This is a genomic window from Rhodohalobacter barkolensis (assembly GCF_002834295.1).
GTDB lineage: Bacteria > Bacteroidota > Rhodothermia > Balneolales > Balneolaceae > Rhodohalobacter > Rhodohalobacter barkolensis.
This window is the reverse complement of sequence record NZ_PISP01000001.1, coordinates 595,445-613,453: the sequence shown is the minus strand read 5'-3', so window position 1 is coordinate 613,453 and position 18,009 is coordinate 595,445. Positions and strand designations below refer to the sequence as shown.

The window sequence follows — 18,009 nt, the reverse complement described above, 5'->3', positions numbered from 1 at the left end:
GCGAAAAGTAAATTCATCGTATTCCGTGCTTCTGTGGCTATCAGAATGATCCATTTCTAATTATCGTTTAATTCCACTCAAACAAGCAATTCTAAATCAATTCGTAAAATGCCTGAAGGACCTGAAGTTCATCGCGAGGCCGATAAGATCCGAAACGCTATCGGAGATCAAGCCCCAATCTATCTCTATTTCTATCACGACCACCTGAAACCATTTGAAAGTGACTTGACCGACAAGAAGGTTGAAAACGTAGAGGCCTACGGCAAAGGCCTGGTAATCTCATTTGAAGATGACTATCACATCTACTCTCACAATCAGCTTTATGGAAAGTGGTTCATCAAATCGGCGGGAGAATATCCGACTACTAACCGAGAGCTGCGTTTGGAGATCCGGACTCATCAAAAATCAGCCCTTCTCTACAGTGCAAGTGAGATTGATGTAATGGATTCCGTTTCTCTGCACGAACATCCATATTTAAATAGACTGGGCCCCGACCTTCTGAAAGGTGTAAGTCCCGAAACCATTTCGGAGCGGACCATAGACGATCAGTTCCGTAGAAAATCATTCGCCTCCCTCCTGCTTGACCAGGGATTTCTGAGCGGCGTTGGCAACTACCTGAGGACTGAAATTTTATTTGATGCGCAAATTCATCCAAAAATGCGTCCCATGGATCTTTCGCATGAAGCAGTTGAACGTTTCTCAAAGTCGGCCTTAACTATTACCGGCCGCTCCTATCAAACCGGCGGACTTACGACCCCAGAGGGTTTAGCTGTCAGATTGAAATCTGAGGGAAAAAAGCGGAAAGATTATCGCCACTATCTGTTTGGCAGAGAGGACAAACCGTGTCACGTATGCGGGGAAAATATTCTCAAAACACGGATGTCCGGTCGTAGGATATACATTTGTGAGTCATGTCAAAACCTGTGAGATGAGCCACAGAAGCACGGAATACATCGGAAATGCTGTATGGCTTTATAATTCCGGGTTTAAAGCTGAAACTGGATTTAAAACCTGAATCGTATTCCCGCCCCACCGTTGATATCAAAGTCGGATTCGGTTTCCGGCATGATGGGCAGCGTCGGTGCCAGTTCAAAGAAAATCCCAAGACGACGAGCTATGTTAAACTGCATCCCAATCGGGATTCGTGCGGCAAACTCGGTATCGTTATCAAACAGAAGCCGTCCACCGAGACCCGCATAAAACGCTACGCCCGAATCTGTCCAGAAATGCCATAGATAGTTTGAATGAATATGCATGTTACCTGAAGGATCATGAATTGTACCCGACCCGCCCAAAGACCACGCGACTCCCAGGTCCACTGCTGATCTGCCCGATGTCCAGAATTTCGCACTCACTCCGGTCGGTTCACCAATAATCACTCCCAACTCGGTGTTTTGAGCAATTGCCTTATTATTTAGTGAAAAAAGAAATGCAATGGATAAAATCAGAACGGATAGACGTTTCATAGAGATGAATGATATTAAGGTTCGATATAATGGAGTACTTATTCGTGAGGGGGAAAAATGTTTCATTTGATCATCCCATAAGCTTGAAATCAGCTATTGTAATGAATGCTAATCTATAGTTGACGAAAATGTCCCGACTTCTTAAATATTTTGCATCTCAAGTTTAAATAAACAGCATTGAAAGGTCCCGTTTAATCCGTATTCAATTTACGAATCACCCGACACGGATTTCCCGCAGCAAGAACATTCGCGGGTATGTCTCGAGTCACAATACTCCCGGCACCGATAGTTGTGCCGGCACCTATATGAACACCCGGACAGATAATCGCACCGCCTCCAATCCAAACATCATCTTCGATTGTAACGGGATGCGCCAACTCCCACTCTTCTCTTCTCTCGGCCGGATGTAAAGGATGAGTTGCCGTATAAATCTGAACCTTTGGACCCAGAAGTACCCTGTCTCCAATTCGAACTTCGTTACAGTCGAGAATGACACAGTCGTAGTTTGCAAAGAATTTCTCCCCAGCATAAATGTGAACTCCGTAATCGCAGTAAAAGGGCGGATTCACTTCAGAGTTTGCCCCAAGAGCCCCGAATAGTTCATTCAGCAGAGACATTCGCTTATTACGCTCTTCAGGGCCGGAATTGTTAAACGTGTGCATTACCTTCAGGGCTTTTGCATGCATCCGGTCAAGCTCTGCATCCTTTGCTTTATAAGGCTTGCCGGCCAGCATATGCTCTCGCATGGATATATTGTCCTTTGTTGAACTCATATCAGAATTTTAAGAAATCGGGTTACACCGTAGATAAGAAGATCTCGATAATTCTTAAGATTATAAATTGATGCTTTACTACTCGTAAACATAAGGTCTACTTAAATCACTTCGAAAGGTCAGGTTCATTTTGAAACAAGATAGTTTCAATATGCTATTCTGCCGGAACATTTTCTTTAACAAAGGCTACATATGAAACACTTAAGAGAGGCTTTAAATGAAGTATTTTTGGTTAGTAATTATATCCGCATTTTTAATAGTTGCGGGGTCCGATAAAGCATTTTCACAACAGACTGAAATTGGGTTTAAAGGTGGATTTAATATCTACTCCCTTAATTTTGAGGGCGAAGCTGATACCGGTAGCCGTACGACTCTTCAGTACGGCTTTATTGGCCGATTCTATCCTGTTCGCATCAGGCCGCTTACGCTTCAAACCGAGTTAAATTACTCTCCACAGGGAGTATACCTCAAAAGTTCAGACGCTGTAGTAAGACTGGATCAAATTAATGTGCCAATCCTTTTTCAATACCTGTTTGATAACAACATACGGGTACAAGCGGGTCCGCAGCTGGGTTTTCTAATGAACGCGTGGGCAGATTATGACGGAGCTACACATGATATTGCAAACAGGTTCAGAAAAGTAGATTTAAGCTTAAGTGCAGGTTTAAGTTATCCACTGATGCCCAATGGTTTGGGGATTGACATCCGGTATAACCTCGGATTGATCAGAATTTCTACGGATGATACATACAGATCCAGTAATCGCGGTCTTCAGATAAGTGTCTTTTATCTGTTTGATTTTAAGAAAGGCTCCAAAAGGTAATGTTTAAAGGCATTCACTCTATTTTACCGAACTACTTCAGCGATTTGGAGTTTCACGGCTATTTGAATGGACAACTTATAACGTCGTAGACAGAAATCAACCCTGGGTCAAAAGAATCATGCTGTCTTCAAGTGCTCCAACGGAGTGAGCAACTTCAGCCGGAATATCAACCTCATCGTGCTGCTTAAGCCGGATATCTTTTTTATTCTGGTGATAGATCACATCACCTTCAATAACTAAAAGCTTTGTAGGATGATGAGCTTTATGATCTTCCAGCTTCATTCCCTTCTTGAATCCAAAGAGAAGAACTTTGAAATGGTCACCGATATGAAATGCCTTTGCCACCGGATTTTTTGACGATTCGAGTTGCTTTTTTATCTCTTTTACTGTCATAATGATGAATTTTATTTAGGATCAATATTGGGAACCAAGTACTGTTTAAGATTATTAGCGAATTTTGTGAATGCAGACGATGTCTATCTGAGATATTTTAAAACACCTCCGCAGTTTTTTGCAGAGATGCTGCCAACCTATGCTATAAGGATGAGTACCGTACCCGTAATGATAACTCCTATCTCAAATGACATTTTTTCCTCTTTTTAATTGCAGGGAATAAATCTACAATCCTCAAAAACCTATAATATATATAGTTTTCCGATAGACTGATTATTTAATATTACCTGAAAATATCTTTATTTAAAAGTAAGAAAAGCAATATTTAAGGAATTACCGGAAGCATAAATTTTAAATTCAGGAACAGTTTCTAAATAGAGTCGTTAGATTTACTAAATAAGATCAAGAATAACCCGGTAGACGTTTCAGATCAAACAAATATATTGATCCTAACAAACGACAGAAATAACCGTGATATATGTAACGCTTAAAATTAAATAGATAAGAGAAGCGACTTTATATTGTTTAATTTATTAAGAATGATAAGATTGAAAGTCAACTTCAGAATTTGTCTCTCAAATGATGGGGATCTGAATAAAACAATTAATACAATCATTAATAGTATAAATGGATCCTAATAATAGTTTGTATTCATACCACATTGATACTGATTCAAGCATTGATTACAGATGCACACGATTAACTATTACATAAAATTAGTATTTACCCTTTAACATAACATTAAATATAATAGTTGTGTGACATGCTGAAGGGAAAAGAGAAAGTCTTCCAGCCAACCTTTTTGGTTTTAAACAAAGGAAAAAAAGCATCAGCTTTCTTAGACAAATAAATTTTAGGCTTTTGATCCAGTCTAAAGTATAATGAGCTAACAGATACTTCGAAATATTTTGTTTAATACAACGGGAATCAGATTTTAAGGATACTGACTAAATTTCACACAATAGATAAGCTAAGTAGCTTCAGCTCATTGAATTATGATTAATATCATCTTATTACTAAGAATTTATTTAAAGCTTATAGCCTAATATGAAACTGTATATTAAATATATGGTTAGTTTACGCTGCAAGATGGTGGTCAAGAGCGAGCTTGAAAAACTTGGATTGACCTGTTCATCAGTAGAACTTGGCTTTGTAGACATCAAGGAAGAGATTACTAAAGATCAGCTGGAAGAATTTTCTAAAAACCTGAAGAAATCAGGTCTTGAACTTCTGGACGATAAAAAGAACATCCTGGTTGAGAAGATCAAGGCCGTGATTATTGAAATGATACACTACTCCGATGAAGTACCAAAAGTGAACGATTCGGACTACATCAGTGAAAAACTGAATTACGATTATACTTATCTCTCCAATACATTTTCGGAAGTGAAGGGAATTACCATTCAGCAATACATTATCCTGCATAAGATTGAAAAAGTGAAAGAGCTTCTGATCTATGATGAGCTTACCCTTACCGAAATCGCACATAGACTGCATTACAGCAGTGTAGCTCATCTCTCGAACCAGTTCAAAAAAGTTACGGGATTAACTCCTACCTACTTTAAAGAACTGAAAGAAGTGCGTCAAAAAAATCTGGAAGATTTTTAAAAATCCATTAAATCTTCAAACACCTTCCCTTCTTTGATCTTTTATAGACTCTTTACGGAGAGCCCCTTTTTGCAAAAATATCTTAAGCTTATTTTTCAACTTTAAGATCTTCCAAAGCCTGGATTAACTCAGATTTATTCATTTGGGAATATCCTTTAATCTTAAGCTCTTTTGCCTGATCATACAGTTCCTGAAAGGTCCATTCGGCATAATCCTCTACATCTTGCTTTAAATTTTGGGCTGTCGCCTTGGATTTATCAAGCACTGTATCGGTATAGTTTTTCAGCTGCTGGCTCAGATCTTCACTGTTCTTTCTGATCTCATTAAGATATTCATCTCTTTTCCTGGCCAAAGTCTTTCTGGTTTTTTTTCCCTTTTCCGGAGCAAACAGTATCCCCAAAAGGGCTCCTCCTAAAACACTTGAAATAGCAATCAGAACAACTTTATCAATTTCCATTGAATTACTTTTTCTGTGCTGTTTTGTGTCGAACTGACGAATAATATCTTGAACTCTCTTCTTGTCGAACATTGTCATAATTAGTGATTTATTTAAGGTTTAGTGTTTCTAATTTAAATTTTGAATCAAAGTTTCATAATTAACTTTCTGTATCCCTCTTCATTAGCTCTTATTTTTCAACATGGATTTTTAATTAATTATATGATCAATCTAAGGTCTTATATAACGTTAATGTAAGTGTTAACATTGCAATTTTGTCAACTTACATTTACTTAAAAAAGAAGGTTTATCGGAAGAGAAGATTCCAAGCCTCAGCTACCGCCCAAACTATGGCTATTACGATCCCAATCAATATCAGAACAAGTGCGATAAAGAGAACCCACATCATAACGGTACTTTCATTTCCAAGTTTATCAGGCTCCGCTTCCTGCTTTTCGAGGAGTTTGGCGTTCCGGAGATTTGCTTTCCAGGCCACATCAAAGAGATCACCCAAAACAGGAATCATTCCAATGATCAAATCGGCCAGGATATTCATAAACATTCTCAGAAGAACGGACGTTTTTGCTCCCAGTTTTGTAGCATAAAACATAAAGTAGACTGAAAGAGAGGCCCCTGCCAGATCCCCAAGACCGGTAACCAGGCCCAGAATTGGATCCAATCCAACTTTTATATTTGTACCCGGTATTGTAAACCAGCTATCTAACAGTTCCGCAAATTTCCTGGATTTTTGATGTGTGGATGGGTTTGTTTTCAAAAAAGAACTTTTAAGTGTTAAACCGTTACCATGCTTTTCATGTAAACATAACGAGCCCCGTATATATTCTCTTAGACGAAAGAATATACGTCAACAAAACTAATATAACGTTGAAGTATAATATAGAGCATAACATTTTCTCGTAAATTTTCTTGATCTTTATACCAGAGAGATAAACTAAAGTAAATAGATAGAATTTTATCAGAATCGATCACTTGCTCATCTGTCACCTTCTGAGGTTTATTAATGAATAAAAAAATGAGAGAATTAAATCCATCAATGAACAGCAAAGAGAAACGTTAAAAGCAGATGGACGCCGTGCTGCATTAGGCGGATGTTTAGCCGCTATAACTATTATGGGAACGAGCTGGATGATTGGCAAAATTAGCACTTCAGAAGCCCGGTGATTGCTGGAATCAGTTTTGCCAAGCGTACATACATTTAGTGGAACAATGATGCTTGCACTGATTACCGTACTTGCACTTATGCTGACCTTGTTTGGCTTGAGCACTTCAACTGATACCAAACTTGAATGGTTCTATTTCCTTTATTTTGCTGCTTTAATCATTTCTTCTTTTCTTGCGGGGGCTGTTATCACCGTAGTACTTATGCTATACAATGCAGTTCGTAATATTATTAACGCAATTGGTCCAAAAAAAGAAAAACAAATCATTCCTATAGATGAGGACTTAAAAGTGAAATTGAAAACACTTTAACGGAATGCATCATCGCATTCAAATAATTCGATGAACTAAAAATTTAGAAAACACTTCTATGGATATTTTAAAAATTATTTTTGCCATCATTCTGCCACCGCTTGGAGTATTTTTAGAAGTTGGAATTACAGGTGCATTCTGGCTGAATATTTTGCTGACAATTCTTGGTTACATTCCGGGTATTATACATGCAGTATGGGTTATTGCTAAACATTGACTTAAACACTTTTTTGAATAAAAAAAGGGCCTCTGAGTGATCAGAAGCCCTTTTTAATAAAGAAGAATTGTGCTTAGGCTTTTTTGCTTTTCACTTTTTCGTCCTTAGCCTTTTCCGGTTTGTATTGCGGATTTTTGTTAACAGATTTCTTCTCGTCTTTGTTTTTCTTGTGATCTCTATTGTGTTTGTCCATGGTTGCTCCGTTTGATTAACTAATTAACTATGAAGCAATGTATAGAATCAATAAAGATATGTTGTTACAGCAAACCCGCTTTAAGTTATAGATATGCTTTTAATTGAGTAGTTCTTTAGTAAGCTTGAAGATCATAAAGTTATATGTTTCATAATTTTCTAACTTAATATCCTATCTTACTGATTTGGGAGCTTTAGCCAGGTACCGACACTGATCTGTTCATCGAGTTCAACCTGGTTCATGATGGCAAGGTCTTCCGGCGAAACTGTAATTGAAAAGTCATCGAGGTTCCTTGGAAGGAAGGATTGGAAGGTTCCTGAACGGTTGGTTTTAACTACTTGCAGACGAACCGGCTGAATATTCAAAATATCTCGATCAGTCAACTCTCTGAACCCCCCGGTGACCTCATCAAAGCGAGAAGCATAGTTACTATATTTATCAGCGGTTGTGTAGTTCAAAAAGCGATATATAGAGCCATCATACTCAATCGCATAAACATAGAATTTAAGTTGGGTTCCATCCTCAGTCTGCCCTGTGGCTTCAGCTCGATAAGCGTTTAGTCCGTTACTTTGTGTCCTGGATTTACCTTCCGTATTAATTCCCTCCTGATTCAAAAACTCATTGACCGAAGCCTCTGCATTTGCTGATTCCCCATCCAGCGTCATAATAGAAACGGCATCCTGATCCTTGTTAACAACAGCAACCAATGACCGTTGATTAATCACCTGCCATCCATCCGGGTAGGGAAATTGAAATTCCAAATCAGGATGATAGAATAATCCGTTACGTGTAAATCCCTCCCGCGGATTCTCTCCATAGATCAAATTGTTAAGCTTCTCCATATACTGATCTTTATTGTCTATCGTCTGTTCATACCCTTTAGCCCTCCACTCTTCGGCAAGCTCCGGAATACTATTTGCCCTTTCGGCCGGATCGGGGTGTGTAGATTGCCAGTTAGGAAGGCTTTGGCCCGCTTGTTCTGACATCCGCTCCAAAGAAACAAAAAACTGTGCCCCTTCAGCTGCCTTATAGTGTTGCATGGATGCATATTCCACACCAAGTTGATCCGATTCACGTTCATCATCCCGGCTGTAGCTTAAAAACAAGAGTTGGGCAGCCTGACTGCCAATACCAAGTATATCTCCACCTGGAAGGCCTAATAGTTCACCGCCTATGGCACCTCCAATCAGGGCAATCTGTCCCATCTGTTGTTCAAAGGCCCGTTGGGAAGCGTGGCGTGCAACCACATGACCAATCTCATGACCCAACACCACAGCTAGCTGAGCTTCATTTTCCAAATGCGATAGCAATCCACGGGTCACATAAATATACCCTCCGGGCAAAGCAAAAGCATTAACAACCGGATTATCCAATACACGAAAATAGAAATCAGTACCCGCATAAACAGATGGAGTGTCCTCCCGGTTGATATGACTTACTGCGAGCATCTCCTGCCCTATTTCATCAACATAGTCTTGCAGATCATCATCATCGTACAGGCCGTACTGTTGCTGAATCTGCTGATCGGCTTCCTGTCCAATCTGTTTTTCCTGTTCCCAACTGTAGCCATATGCCCTTTTATCTCCGCTTATTGCACTTCTTTGAATGCTGCAGGCAGAAACAGTAAGCCCAATGACTATCAAAATGCACAACTTTGAAATAGTGGATTTCATATCTCCTCTCTACTAAATTTTATACTCTCTTTGGATACAGTTTGATTAAATGATCCAAAACTGACAAAAACACAATATTTCACTATCTGTGGTTTTTATTTCTCTTGTCTCACTCTTTGGATCAAGTGTTTTATTTGTCAATTCATACACAATTACCTACTATTTCAATAGCAAAACAACTCAATATTTTCCAGCTATTTCGACCGATAAATAAGAATCCCAACAATGAGAACAATGAGCGAAATCAAAATAGGAACGTAGTCGCCTGAGCTTACCGCGACATCTGCTCCCAATACTGAAAATGTTTCAGAGTCTTGCATGTATTGATATCCAAAAAATATTACCCCGATCAACCCACCTATGCTCAGTATTCCGCCTAATGTTTGTTTCATAATCTCCCCACTTAGTTATTGTTTTAGCCTAAATGAACATCTAAATATGCTCTTCACCCAACAAATTTCAGAACTTTGAACCTTACATGCATTATGTGAAATGATGTAAGTGTTACATATATCACAGATTTTTATAGTGTTTACAGATTTGAATGAATCCGGATCAATCTGTTTCAGTGTACTCATATTAGCCGGGTTAATGATGAAACTAGGGTATCCAACCAACAGACGGCACTTTATGTATTTAGAATCTCTTCCTTTAAAAGTGTAAAGCGGTGATATCACATCAAGAAAAGGATAGGTATGTACAGAACGCTTCAATGAAATCTGCAACTCAACATCAGGAAGCTGTAACGACACAAAGACAATTTATAAGCAGTTTAAAGGCGTGATAATTACTTCACAACAATATTTAATATCAAAATCATGAGAAAATATAAACAAGCCTATAAAAGCATCACGCTCACAGCTCTACTGTTCGCCGGTTTTACTACCGGAGCCTTTGCCCAGGACAACAATAAGATTGTTGATCCGGAAGCTAAAACACCTGTCATAATATCAACGACACCCATGGGTGGTGAGATGAATACTGACCCGGGTACTGTAATCGAAATTACATTCAGCAGTGAAATGAATGAAGCAAGTATCAATGCATCGACACTTGTTTTGTATGCTACAAGAGCAGATACAATAGTCGACGATAGCAGCAAAATAATGTTGAACGAGCAAATAAGAGATAGCTCAAATCCTGATTCAAAATCCAGCTGGGAGTATACAACTAATTCAGTGAGTGGAACCATCAGCTATTCAGATAAAATTGCCACTTTTACACCTAACTCTGATTTAGAGGATGGAACTCTATACACCTTTACTGTAACTGAAGGCGTGAAAAATTCAGAGAATATTGCTCTTGAGAACGATCATGAATGGAGCTTTACAACGTCAGGCACTTCTGATGCAAGATACTCTGATAAACAGAACAAAATGCAGGGTATGCATAAAAATGAATACAGTGAAAACACTGCAGATACAACTTTAAATGCCAACAAAATTAGGATTGACCTCGGTAAAGCCGGACAATTCGTTATTCTTGCCCAAACAAATATTATCAATAAATCAGAATCCATGATTACGGGCCACATTGGAGAAGGATCTGTTGAAGATGGATTAAAGAAAGAGAATTATAATTCTGATTCTGAACGACAAGGAGTAACCGGCCAGGCTTTAGTACTGGAGTCGAATTTAAGCGACACAACATCCCCTGATGTCAGTGAAGCGATAGAAGATATGTTGACTGCTTATAGTTACGCATCCATGCAGAACGGTGATGATGTAACAGTTCACGAAACAGGAGGCTTCCATAGTAATGATTTAACCCCCGGAGTACATGAATGGAGCGATTCTCTTCATATTGCATCCGATGTCAAACTTTATGGTGGTGAAGATGATGTATGGCTTATCAAAATTGGTAGTGATCTTACTATAGATGAAAATATTGTATTCACTTTAAATGATGGAGCACAGTCGGATAATATCTTTTGGTATGTAGAAGGCGAAGTAACCATCGGTAAGAATGCCAATTTTGAAGGCATTATTCTATCTATGAATGAGATCACGCTTGAAGACGGTGCTACACTAACCGGAAGAATGTTCAGTCAGGCTTCAATTACACTCAATGATAATACCGTAACCGAACCAAGAAATATGATGGCCGGGCGTACTACTTCAACGAACTAATAAAAATCAGACTTGATTTATAGCATTTTGGCAATCTATAGTTACTACAAAAAAGGACACTTTCAGTGTCCTTTTTTTTATTTACCGGGTCAAATAAACTTTTCAGATCCACTTGTTATCTGGCCATCATTCACTTTGAATGACGAACCTTCCCTCAATTGAATTCAAGATTATTAACCTGGGTTGTAATCAAAGTATGTAAAACATGTAAGCAAATCCTAATAACATGTAAGGAACATTGTATAAATAAATCTCAAATTACTTGTGTGAAATAAATTCACAAACACCCTTTTTCAAGAGAACAAACAGGATACTCAAATGAAAGCTATAATCTACTACAAAATTTATCTGCTCGCTATAATGGTACTTTTTAGTATCTCATGTGAAAATACAGTCAGCGGATCCGAACCTGATCTAACAGATACACTTGATCCCGTCGAGGATGTACTGCTCATTCCGGGTGGAGAAAATGCAACCATATTGGTCAATAAAAATCACCAAACAGCCTATTTTAGTTTACTTCTAAGTGATATCAGTCCTAATGATTTTATAGAAAACGGCACTAAAGAAGCCTGGTGTATAGACTGGACCAAACCCATTCAAAGCAGCAATTCCACATACAATGGCATTAAACTTTATTCAACAGATATGGTTGAAAAGTGGAAACCTGTTAATTATCTGCTAAATATCAGCCAAGACCTTAGAAGCAGTGATCCAGATATAACCTGGCGTGAACTCCAAATCGCAATCTGGTCACTTAGAGCAAATCCGGAGTTTGACCTTGACACTATATCTACTGAAGACCTCCCATCTTCTTTTCGAACAGAGAATGGAGAACGGAATTTTAATATTGAAAAAGTAAACGAAATTCTGTCTATTGTAGAATCCGGATATGAAGATTTTGATTTTTCTTCCGGAACTAAGTTTGCTGTTATCGCTGAAACTCCAGTCGATGTTCAGACAGTTTTTGTTGTAGTAGAAAAATAGTAATCATTGATTCTATTTACAGTACAAAAACTTCACTGCTCAACATGAGTTAAATCAGCTGAAGGTTTTTCAAATTATATGATTGTAAGTCAAAATAACTGAATCATTAAAACTCTATAGGGAAAATGGATTTCAGCTTTGAGATCCATTCAACAATACCGACCTGATTTTAGTTACAAAGTGGAATGCCCCCCTTTTGTGCAAATTTACACCCGGCAGAGGGAATGACAATGAAAATGTTGTTCCTGAGCCTTTTTTGCTTTCAACAGCAATTCGCCCATCAACTTCAATCACCATCTGTTTAACGTGCTGAAGGCCAATACCCGAACCTTCTTCGCCGTCAGTTCCCAACGATCTTGCAACCGGTTTTCCCTCATTGAATGCTGAGACCTGATCTGCAGACATACTTTTACCGGTATCCGATACGCTCATGCTCAGAATACTTCCACCTTCCTCTGCACCCAGCGTAAACTCCACTTTAACCGTTCCGCCGGATGGAGTAAACTTGACGGCATTCGCAATCAAGTTCCCGGTGATCTGTATCAGATTTAGAAATAAGTTGGACTGGAGCTCAATTTCTGTTTCTATTCTATTTCTGAGCATTAGATTAATCCCCTTGTTTTTGGCCATGGGGAGATACAGCCGATGAATCTCTTTCATAGCAGAAGAAATTCTTCTATCGATATTCGTACTTAGATTCTCACTCTCAAGATCGTCCCGGCTTACAAAATTATCATTTACAAGGTCTAATAAGGACTTAGCTGAATCTTTAATCATTATGAGATCCCGGGTTTCCACATCAACCTGGTCTTCGTCATCACTGATCAATATGTCAAGCATACCGATAATACCACCCAGCGGACTTTGCAGATCATGCTTTAAATTTTGTACATGATTCTTCAGATATTCCACCCGAGAGGAAAGCAGTTCATATTTTTTTTCTAGTTCTAAATTATGGTTTATTACCTGAGTAATATTCTGTAGCAGTTCTGTTTCATTAGATTTATGAGACTGATCATTTTTCTGTATTTCCATGAGCTCTTGATTTATCTCTTAATATTAATTTACTCTAACAATATAGAGATTGAAGATCGACTGCTCGTTATAGCTAATCACCGCATGTTTGCATATATCACAGATTACAAGGGTAATAATTGATTCCAAAATATGGCAAGAGCAATAATCCTCATATAACTGTTAGATATATAACTCTGTAGCTCCTCCTTATAACGCTATCCAGCTTTTATTCCTGCACATTACAGTTGTGTGAATACATTCACATCTATTCCTGCACGCTGCAGGAACTGAATACAAGATCAAACCCAAATTTTTATGAACCATTCAATAAGTATACTCGCAACCCTTACCCTTATCGCAGGATTTATTTTGTCGGGTTGTGACAGTCCGTCCAATAAGATGCAGGACGCGGAAACGTCCGTCATCGAAGCAAACCGTGATTTAGAAATGGCAAAAAGTGAAGTAGAAGCTGAACTCAAAATGTATAGAGCCGAAAATGATGAAAGAATCATAGAGTTTAACCGGACCATTGGTGAGATCGAGCAGAAAATCGAAAAAGAATCTGACATGGATACAAAAGTCAGAATGGAAAAAAATCTGGCCGAGTACCAAACCACACATCGTGAACTGGAACGTGAAATGGATAATTATAAAGCTTCAGGAAGAGATAACTGGGACAATTTTAAAGACAGTTTCAGCAGCAGAATGGATAATCTTGGAGATTCCTTAGACGATTTCTTTACAACGTCCTGAATCACTTCTACACTCAGAAATTAATTTAAATCTAAACCCTAAACACCAACTGTCATGGGAAATATATTATACGTCATTGCTGTCATTTTAGTCATTGGCTGGTTAGTCGGTTTTATAGGCTACAGTGCCGGTGGTTTGATTCATATTCTGCTGATTATCGCCGTTATTGCCATACTATTTCAAATTATACAGGGCAAAAGAATAGCTTAGCCGCATTACAATTTGTCAGAGAGTGAAAATCAGGCCAGAAAACTAAACAAGCGCTTCGCTGGTCTGAAACTAAAAAAATACAGAGCCAAAAATCACACATTAATAATTAAAAGGAATCAAAGAATGAAAATTTCATCCGTTATTGCAACTACCATTTTTGTAGGAACTGCAGGTATTATCGCAGGAACTCTATTTGCACCCGGAAAGGGTTCAAAAACAAGAAATAGAATTGCTAAAAAAGGGCATGAATACAAAGATTATCTCGTCGATAATTTTTATGATATAGCCAATTCAGTATCCCACCCCTTTGAAAATGCAGAAGATCAAACCATACGTTTGAGTGAGAAAGCCATTAACAAGGCAAAAAAGATCAAGGCTGAAGTAAAACAAAATATGGTTTAACGTTAACCTTGATAAAGCAGTGTATAATGTACGCTGTATAATAAGATGTAGTACCTGAACACTGTTTACGGAATTCAGGCACTACATCTTTATAAAATAAGTCCTCGCCTTAAAATTCCAACATCTATAAGAATGACTCAATAGGTATCGTTTCTTGCGGCTCTGTTCTCCCCTCTTCAACTGCTTTTATGGTCTATAATGGTTTTGTCTACAGATTTTGATTCTCATTTATTATAAACATAAGTTTTCATCCTAACTCCACATTCCAAGAAGCAACCAGATAGCCAGAAAAATGATAATGGTACCAAAACAGCCACCTCCCAACTTCATAGCTCCATATCCGGCAAGTGCACCTTTAAAAAGATTATTCATAATGATCCCTCTGATTTGAGAGTTATTTTGGTTGTCTTAATGTGGTTTTCATGCTCACTCTGTTACTACTTCCACATCCGAAAACTTTTGATTCTGAATCGTTTGCCATTAATCGTATGATGATTATCTGGCTGAATGGTTGATTATTTACTGTATTTTAAAGTTTAATTCTGATACTCAATCCAGAATCTCTTCTTTATGCGGACCGCCGGTAATCGGCATCTCCTTTATCGGTGGGCCAGTTTCTTCGTAAGGATCATCAGGATTGGGATATCTCTTATCCGAATCTTTCTCTTGATGTTTTTTTGTTGGCCTTTCAGATTGCTTGATTCGGTTTCGCTTCTTCTTCTTCTTCTTCTCGTTCATTCGCTCATTGATTTATTACAATAAAGACTCTAAACAAATCTGATGAACTGGAGTCCGAATAGCATTACAGATCGTTCAAGTTTTCTTACATGATTTACAGCTTTTTTAAAAAGCTTCGTCAGATCAACTACACTAACCTGATAAATATGTAAGCCACCGACAGTTAATATGTAATAATAATCGGAGGTATATAAACCTGTCTTTCCTTATTTATAATAATACCCATTAATTGGTGAACTATGTTAAATGAGAGTAATTTCCGGATTCAAAAAAGTGACCTTTACCCATTCTGGTTAAAAGCACCCTTAATTTTGATTGGCTTGTGTCTTCTGGTGCTCATCTTGAGTTATGGGAGATTTATTTTGATGCCCCTGGCTTTTGCAGCTCTGTTTTCAATGTTATTAAACCCTGTCATTAAGCGATTGGAATCATGGAAATTGGGGCGAGTGATAAGTATTCTTTTGGCCCTTACAATAATCACAGTTCTGCTATCCGTTGTTATCGCATTGATAACCGTTCAGCTTATACAGTTTTCGGATAGCTTGCCGGATATTGCCGACAAAATAAAGAATACATCCTACACCGGCATTCACCTCTTAGAGGGAATGACCGGGATTTCTGAAGATCGGTTAACCGAGTACATTAAAAATGGATTAAAAACTCTTTTTGAAACCGGTGGCGAGTTCATGAGTTCTATGGCTGAGGCCACTAAAGGTACACTCATATTTTTGAGCCTATTGCCAATTTTCATCTTTTTTATGCTTTACTACAAAAAGATGTACCGAACCTTCATTGAAAAAACATTTGAGAAAAGTCATAATTCGGAAATTGATTCTGTTATAAAAAGAGTGCAAACGGTAACTCAAAACTATTTGGTTGGAGTTTTTATAGTTATTGGCATTATAGCTGCTTTGAATACCATCGGCCTGCTTATCATAGGATTGGAGTATGCTATCTTTTTTGCTGTATTTGCTTCATTTTTAGCAATTATACCCTATGTGGGCTCATTACTTGGCGCGCTCCCGGCAGTACTATATGCCACGCTTACCGGTGACTCATTTCTACTACCCCTTCTGGTAATCCTTGTATTCGTAACGGTTCAGATTTTTGAAGGTAATTTTATCACCCCAAAAATTATAGGTTCAAAAGTTTCAATCAATCCGTTTGTAGCAGTTATTGCGCTACTGATTGGAGCAGAAATATGGGGCATTGCCGGGATGATTTTATTCATACCATTGATAGGAATATTACGCGTTGGATTTTCCCAGGTACAGGTGCTTAAACCCTATGGATATCTTTTGGGAAACATTATTGACTATGAAGAAAGCGATCAGAAAAAAGACTGATCCACTTTTAAGCAAAACTATCCGGGGCAATAGCATAAACAGGTTAAAAATCCCAAATACCTGTTAAATATATAACTCTGTACCACCACTTTATAACGCTATTCAGCTTTTATTCCCACACATTACTGTTGTGAATTCATTCACATCTACACCTGCACGCTGCAGGTACTGAATAGAACATCAAAAACCAAGTTTAATGAAACACTCAATAAGTTTACTCGCAACCCTTACCCTTATCGCAGGATTTATTTTATCAGGTTGTGATAGTCCGTCCAATAAGATGCAGGACGCTGAAACATCCGTCATTGAAGCAGACCGTGATTTGGAAATAGCAAAAAGTGAAGTGGAAGCCGAGCTCAAAATGTATAGAGCCGAAAATGATGAAAGAATCATGGAGTATAACCGAACCATTGGTGAGATCAAGAAGAAAATAGAAAACGAATCGGATACTGATATTAAAGTCAAACAAGTAGAAAAGCTGGCCGAGTATGAAGCCACACATCGAGAACTGGAACGCGAAATGGACAACTATAAAGCTACAGGGAGAGAAAACTGGGATGATTTTAAAGACAGTTTCAGTAGCAGAATGGATGACCTTGAAAATTCTTTAGATGATTTCTTTACAACGTCCGGTATCACTTCTACAACCGGAAATTAACCAAAAACGTAAACCCTAAACACCAATTGTCATGGGAAATCTATTATATCTTATTGCCGTAATATTAGTCATTGCCTGGTTAGTCGGTTTTGTAGGCTACAGTACCGGAGGGTTAATTCATATTCTGCTGGTTATCGCCGTTATTGCCATACTATTTCAAATTATACAGGGCAAAAGAATAGCTTAGCCTCAGTAATATCAGTCTGAGAGTAATTAAATCAGGCCCGAAAACTTTAAAAATACATTGCTGGCCTGAAATAACCCGACTTTAAAATGGTCGCGGATTAAAACAAATACGGAATCAAAAAATCTCTCATTAATATTTAAAAGGAATCAAAGAATGAAAAACTCATCCGTAATTATGACAACCCTATTTGTAGGAGCTGCGGGTGTCATCGCAGGAGTACTGCTTGCAACCGGTAAAGGGGCAAAACCAAAAACTAAGTTCGCAAGGAAAAGTCAGGAGTACAAAGAGTTCCTCCTGGACAATTTTAACGAATTTACAGACTTTGTTTCCCATCCATTTGAAAATCTGGAAGAAGAAACGAAACGTTTGAGCAAAAAGGCTAATGCCAAAGCGAAAAGGGTTATACCTGAAATAAATCAAGAATTTAACTGATATAAATTCAGCTTCAGAATTGATTTATGGGTAAGAGATCATTATTTAGAATTATAGCCCTTTCCCAAAGGAAAGAT

General features: G+C 38.1%; 23 protein-coding genes. 14 read left to right on the top strand and 9 right to left on the bottom strand.

Annotated features, from left to right (window positions below; translation table 11 throughout):
* The first annotated feature begins 108 nt into the window (after positions 1 to 108).
* Complete coding sequence (gene nei, locus CWD77_RS02435; protein ID WP_101071637.1) at positions 109 to 927, top strand: endonuclease VIII; 819 nt, start codon at positions 109 to 111, stop codon at positions 925 to 927.
* Positions 928 to 1,004: 77 nt separating this feature from the next.
* On the opposite strand, the gene CWD77_RS02430 is transcribed toward nei, so the two are convergent.
* Together CWD77_RS02430 and CWD77_RS02425 are read right to left on the bottom strand one after the other, a co-directional pair.
* Entirely contained in the window at positions 1,005 to 1,466 is a 462-nt protein-coding gene (locus CWD77_RS02430; protein ID WP_240596609.1) for a hypothetical protein, read from the bottom strand.
* A gap of 191 nt (positions 1,467 to 1,657) precedes the next feature.
* Positions 1,658 to 2,239: a sugar O-acetyltransferase gene (locus CWD77_RS02425; RefSeq protein WP_240596607.1), complete on the bottom strand. Its 582-nt coding sequence runs from the start codon at positions 2,237 to 2,239 to the stop codon at positions 1,658 to 1,660.
* 217 nt (positions 2,240 to 2,456) lie between these two features.
* On the opposite strand from CWD77_RS02425, the gene CWD77_RS02420 reads away from it, so the two are divergent.
* A complete protein-coding gene (locus CWD77_RS02420; RefSeq protein ID WP_101071635.1) occupies positions 2,457 to 3,062 on the top strand; it encodes a porin family protein in 606 nt (201 codons plus the stop codon).
* Positions 3,063 to 3,158: 96 nt separating this feature from the next.
* Here the strand turns inward: CWD77_RS02420 and CWD77_RS02415 are convergent, their stop codons facing one another.
* Positions 3,159 to 3,455: a cupin domain-containing protein gene (locus CWD77_RS02415; protein ID WP_101071634.1), complete on the bottom strand. Its 297-nt coding sequence runs from the start codon at positions 3,453 to 3,455 to the stop codon at positions 3,159 to 3,161.
* 1,047 nt (positions 3,456 to 4,502) lie between these two features.
* Here CWD77_RS02415 and CWD77_RS02410 point away from each other — a divergent pair.
* Positions 4,503 to 5,063 carry a helix-turn-helix domain-containing protein gene (locus CWD77_RS02410; protein ID WP_101071633.1) on the top strand — a complete coding sequence of 187 codons (561 nt, stop codon included), beginning with the start codon at positions 4,503 to 4,505 and terminating at the stop codon, positions 5,061 to 5,063.
* 88 nt (positions 5,064 to 5,151) lie between these two features.
* Here CWD77_RS02410 and CWD77_RS02405 read toward each other — a convergent pair whose 3' ends face one another.
* Positions 5,152 to 5,592, bottom strand: a complete 441-nt coding sequence (locus tag CWD77_RS02405; RefSeq protein ID WP_165779058.1) for a YtxH domain-containing protein — start codon at positions 5,590 to 5,592, stop codon at positions 5,152 to 5,154.
* Between the two features lie 214 nt (positions 5,593 to 5,806).
* Positions 5,807 to 6,274 carry a DUF4112 domain-containing protein gene (locus CWD77_RS02400; RefSeq protein WP_101071632.1) on the bottom strand — a complete coding sequence of 156 codons (468 nt, stop codon included), beginning with the start codon at positions 6,272 to 6,274 and terminating at the stop codon, positions 5,807 to 5,809.
* Between the two features lie 452 nt (positions 6,275 to 6,726).
* Here CWD77_RS02400 and CWD77_RS02390 point away from each other — a divergent pair, with 452 nt between their 5' ends.
* Complete coding sequence (locus CWD77_RS02390; RefSeq protein WP_133120159.1) at positions 6,727 to 6,990, top strand: hypothetical protein; 264 nt, start codon at positions 6,727 to 6,729, stop codon at positions 6,988 to 6,990.
* A gap of 58 nt (positions 6,991 to 7,048) precedes the next feature.
* Complete coding sequence (locus CWD77_RS02385) at positions 7,049 to 7,207, top strand: YqaE/Pmp3 family membrane protein (protein WP_101071629.1); 159 nt, start codon at positions 7,049 to 7,051, stop codon at positions 7,205 to 7,207.
* Positions 7,208 to 7,576: 369 nt separating this feature from the next.
* Here the strand turns inward: CWD77_RS02385 and CWD77_RS02380 are convergent, their stop codons facing one another.
* Positions 7,577 to 9,073, bottom strand: coding sequence for a M48 family metalloprotease (locus tag CWD77_RS02380; protein WP_101071628.1), 1,497 nt, complete (start codon positions 9,071 to 9,073; stop codon positions 7,577 to 7,579).
* 194 nt (positions 9,074 to 9,267) lie between these two features.
* Positions 9,268 to 9,465 (bottom strand): hypothetical protein, encoded by a 198-nt coding sequence (locus CWD77_RS02375; protein WP_101071627.1) that lies wholly within the window; start codon positions 9,463 to 9,465, stop codon positions 9,268 to 9,270.
* Positions 9,466 to 9,891: 426 nt separating this feature from the next.
* Here CWD77_RS02375 and CWD77_RS02370 point away from each other — a divergent pair, with 426 nt between their 5' ends.
* Together CWD77_RS02370 and CWD77_RS02365 are read left to right on the top strand one after the other, a co-directional pair.
* On the top strand, positions 9,892 to 11,202 hold the full coding sequence (locus CWD77_RS02370; protein ID WP_101071626.1) for an ice-binding family protein: 1,311 nt from the start codon (positions 9,892 to 9,894) through the stop codon (positions 11,200 to 11,202).
* Between the two features lie 318 nt (positions 11,203 to 11,520).
* Complete coding sequence (locus tag CWD77_RS02365) at positions 11,521 to 12,189, top strand: hypothetical protein (protein ID WP_101071625.1); 669 nt, start codon at positions 11,521 to 11,523, stop codon at positions 12,187 to 12,189.
* A 132-nt stretch (positions 12,190 to 12,321) separates the two neighbouring features.
* On the opposite strand, the gene CWD77_RS02360 is transcribed toward CWD77_RS02365, so the two are convergent.
* Entirely contained in the window at positions 12,322 to 13,224 is a 903-nt protein-coding gene (locus CWD77_RS02360) for a sensor histidine kinase (RefSeq protein ID WP_101071624.1), read from the bottom strand.
* 297 nt (positions 13,225 to 13,521) lie between these two features.
* Here CWD77_RS02360 and CWD77_RS02355 point away from each other — a divergent pair, with 297 nt between their 5' ends.
* The 3 genes from CWD77_RS02355 to CWD77_RS02350 all read left to right on the top strand — a co-directional run bounded on the left by CWD77_RS02355 (position 13,522) and on the right by CWD77_RS02350 (position 14,571).
* A complete protein-coding gene (locus tag CWD77_RS02355) occupies positions 13,522 to 13,959 on the top strand; it encodes a sll1863 family stress response protein (protein WP_101071623.1) in 438 nt (145 codons plus the stop codon).
* A 54-nt stretch (positions 13,960 to 14,013) separates the two neighbouring features.
* Positions 14,014 to 14,169 (top strand): lmo0937 family membrane protein, encoded by a 156-nt coding sequence (locus tag CWD77_RS15445; RefSeq protein ID WP_108722886.1) that lies wholly within the window; start codon positions 14,014 to 14,016, stop codon positions 14,167 to 14,169.
* A gap of 123 nt (positions 14,170 to 14,292) precedes the next feature.
* Positions 14,293 to 14,571 (top strand): YtxH domain-containing protein, encoded by a 279-nt coding sequence (locus CWD77_RS02350; protein WP_101071622.1) that lies wholly within the window; start codon positions 14,293 to 14,295, stop codon positions 14,569 to 14,571.
* Between the two features lie 549 nt (positions 14,572 to 15,120).
* Here the strand turns inward: CWD77_RS02350 and CWD77_RS02345 are convergent.
* Positions 15,121 to 15,309 (bottom strand): hypothetical protein, encoded by a 189-nt coding sequence (locus CWD77_RS02345; RefSeq protein ID WP_101071621.1) that lies wholly within the window; start codon positions 15,307 to 15,309, stop codon positions 15,121 to 15,123.
* A 239-nt stretch (positions 15,310 to 15,548) separates the two neighbouring features.
* Between CWD77_RS02345 and CWD77_RS02340 the strand changes: the two genes are divergently transcribed.
* The 4 genes from CWD77_RS02340 to CWD77_RS02330 all read left to right on the top strand — a co-directional run bounded on the left by CWD77_RS02340 (position 15,549) and on the right by CWD77_RS02330 (position 17,932).
* Entirely contained in the window at positions 15,549 to 16,655 is a 1,107-nt protein-coding gene (locus tag CWD77_RS02340; protein ID WP_101071620.1) for an AI-2E family transporter, read from the top strand.
* Positions 16,656 to 16,851: 196 nt separating this feature from the next.
* Complete coding sequence (locus CWD77_RS02335; protein WP_101071619.1) at positions 16,852 to 17,313, top strand: sll1863 family stress response protein; 462 nt, start codon at positions 16,852 to 16,854, stop codon at positions 17,311 to 17,313.
* 31 nt (positions 17,314 to 17,344) lie between these two features.
* Entirely contained in the window at positions 17,345 to 17,500 is a 156-nt protein-coding gene (locus CWD77_RS15440; RefSeq protein WP_108722885.1) for a lmo0937 family membrane protein, read from the top strand.
* Between the two features lie 153 nt (positions 17,501 to 17,653).
* On the top strand, positions 17,654 to 17,932 hold the full coding sequence (locus CWD77_RS02330; RefSeq protein ID WP_101071618.1) for a YtxH domain-containing protein: 279 nt from the start codon (positions 17,654 to 17,656) through the stop codon (positions 17,930 to 17,932).
* Positions 17,933 to 18,009: the final 77 nt, after the last annotated feature.

Bases quoted from the DNA above. Each gene is read 5' to 3' on its own strand.
- nei (WP_101071637.1), top strand. From the start codon at position 109: ATGCCTGAAGGACCTGAAGTTCATCGCGAGGCCGATAAGATCCGAAAC.
- CWD77_RS02430 (WP_240596609.1), bottom strand. From the start codon at position 1,466: ATGAAACGTCTATCCGTTCTGATTTTATCCATTGCATTTCTTTTTTCA.
- CWD77_RS02425 (WP_240596607.1), bottom strand. From the start codon at position 2,239: ATGAGTTCAACAAAGGACAATATATCCATGCGAGAGCATATGCTGGCC.
- CWD77_RS02420 (WP_101071635.1), top strand. From the start codon at position 2,457: ATGAAGTATTTTTGGTTAGTAATTATATCCGCATTTTTAATAGTTGCG.
- CWD77_RS02415 (WP_101071634.1), bottom strand. From the start codon at position 3,455: ATGACAGTAAAAGAGATAAAAAAGCAACTCGAATCGTCAAAAAATCCG.
- CWD77_RS02410 (WP_101071633.1), top strand. From the start codon at position 4,503: ATGAAACTGTATATTAAATATATGGTTAGTTTACGCTGCAAGATGGTG.
- CWD77_RS02405 (WP_165779058.1), bottom strand. From the start codon at position 5,592: ATGTTCGACAAGAAGAGAGTTCAAGATATTATTCGTCAGTTCGACACA.
- CWD77_RS02390 (WP_133120159.1), top strand. From the start codon at position 6,727: ATGATGCTTGCACTGATTACCGTACTTGCACTTATGCTGACCTTGTTT.
- CWD77_RS02385 (WP_101071629.1), top strand. From the start codon at position 7,049: ATGGATATTTTAAAAATTATTTTTGCCATCATTCTGCCACCGCTTGGA.
- CWD77_RS02380 (WP_101071628.1), bottom strand. From the start codon at position 9,073: ATGAAATCCACTATTTCAAAGTTGTGCATTTTGATAGTCATTGGGCTT.
- CWD77_RS02375 (WP_101071627.1), bottom strand. From the start codon at position 9,465: ATGAAACAAACATTAGGCGGAATACTGAGCATAGGTGGGTTGATCGGG.
- CWD77_RS02370 (WP_101071626.1), top strand. From the start codon at position 9,892: ATGAGAAAATATAAACAAGCCTATAAAAGCATCACGCTCACAGCTCTA.
- CWD77_RS02365 (WP_101071625.1), top strand. From the start codon at position 11,521: ATGAAAGCTATAATCTACTACAAAATTTATCTGCTCGCTATAATGGTA.
- CWD77_RS02360 (WP_101071624.1), bottom strand. From the start codon at position 13,224: ATGGAAATACAGAAAAATGATCAGTCTCATAAATCTAATGAAACAGAA.
- CWD77_RS02355 (WP_101071623.1), top strand. From the start codon at position 13,522: ATGAACCATTCAATAAGTATACTCGCAACCCTTACCCTTATCGCAGGA.
- CWD77_RS15445 (WP_108722886.1), top strand. From the start codon at position 14,014: ATGGGAAATATATTATACGTCATTGCTGTCATTTTAGTCATTGGCTGG.
- CWD77_RS02350 (WP_101071622.1), top strand. From the start codon at position 14,293: ATGAAAATTTCATCCGTTATTGCAACTACCATTTTTGTAGGAACTGCA.
- CWD77_RS02345 (WP_101071621.1), bottom strand. From the start codon at position 15,309: ATGAACGAGAAGAAGAAGAAGAAGAAGCGAAACCGAATCAAGCAATCT.
- CWD77_RS02340 (WP_101071620.1), top strand. From the start codon at position 15,549: ATGTTAAATGAGAGTAATTTCCGGATTCAAAAAAGTGACCTTTACCCA.
- CWD77_RS02335 (WP_101071619.1), top strand. From the start codon at position 16,852: ATGAAACACTCAATAAGTTTACTCGCAACCCTTACCCTTATCGCAGGA.
- CWD77_RS15440 (WP_108722885.1), top strand. From the start codon at position 17,345: ATGGGAAATCTATTATATCTTATTGCCGTAATATTAGTCATTGCCTGG.
- CWD77_RS02330 (WP_101071618.1), top strand. From the start codon at position 17,654: ATGAAAAACTCATCCGTAATTATGACAACCCTATTTGTAGGAGCTGCG.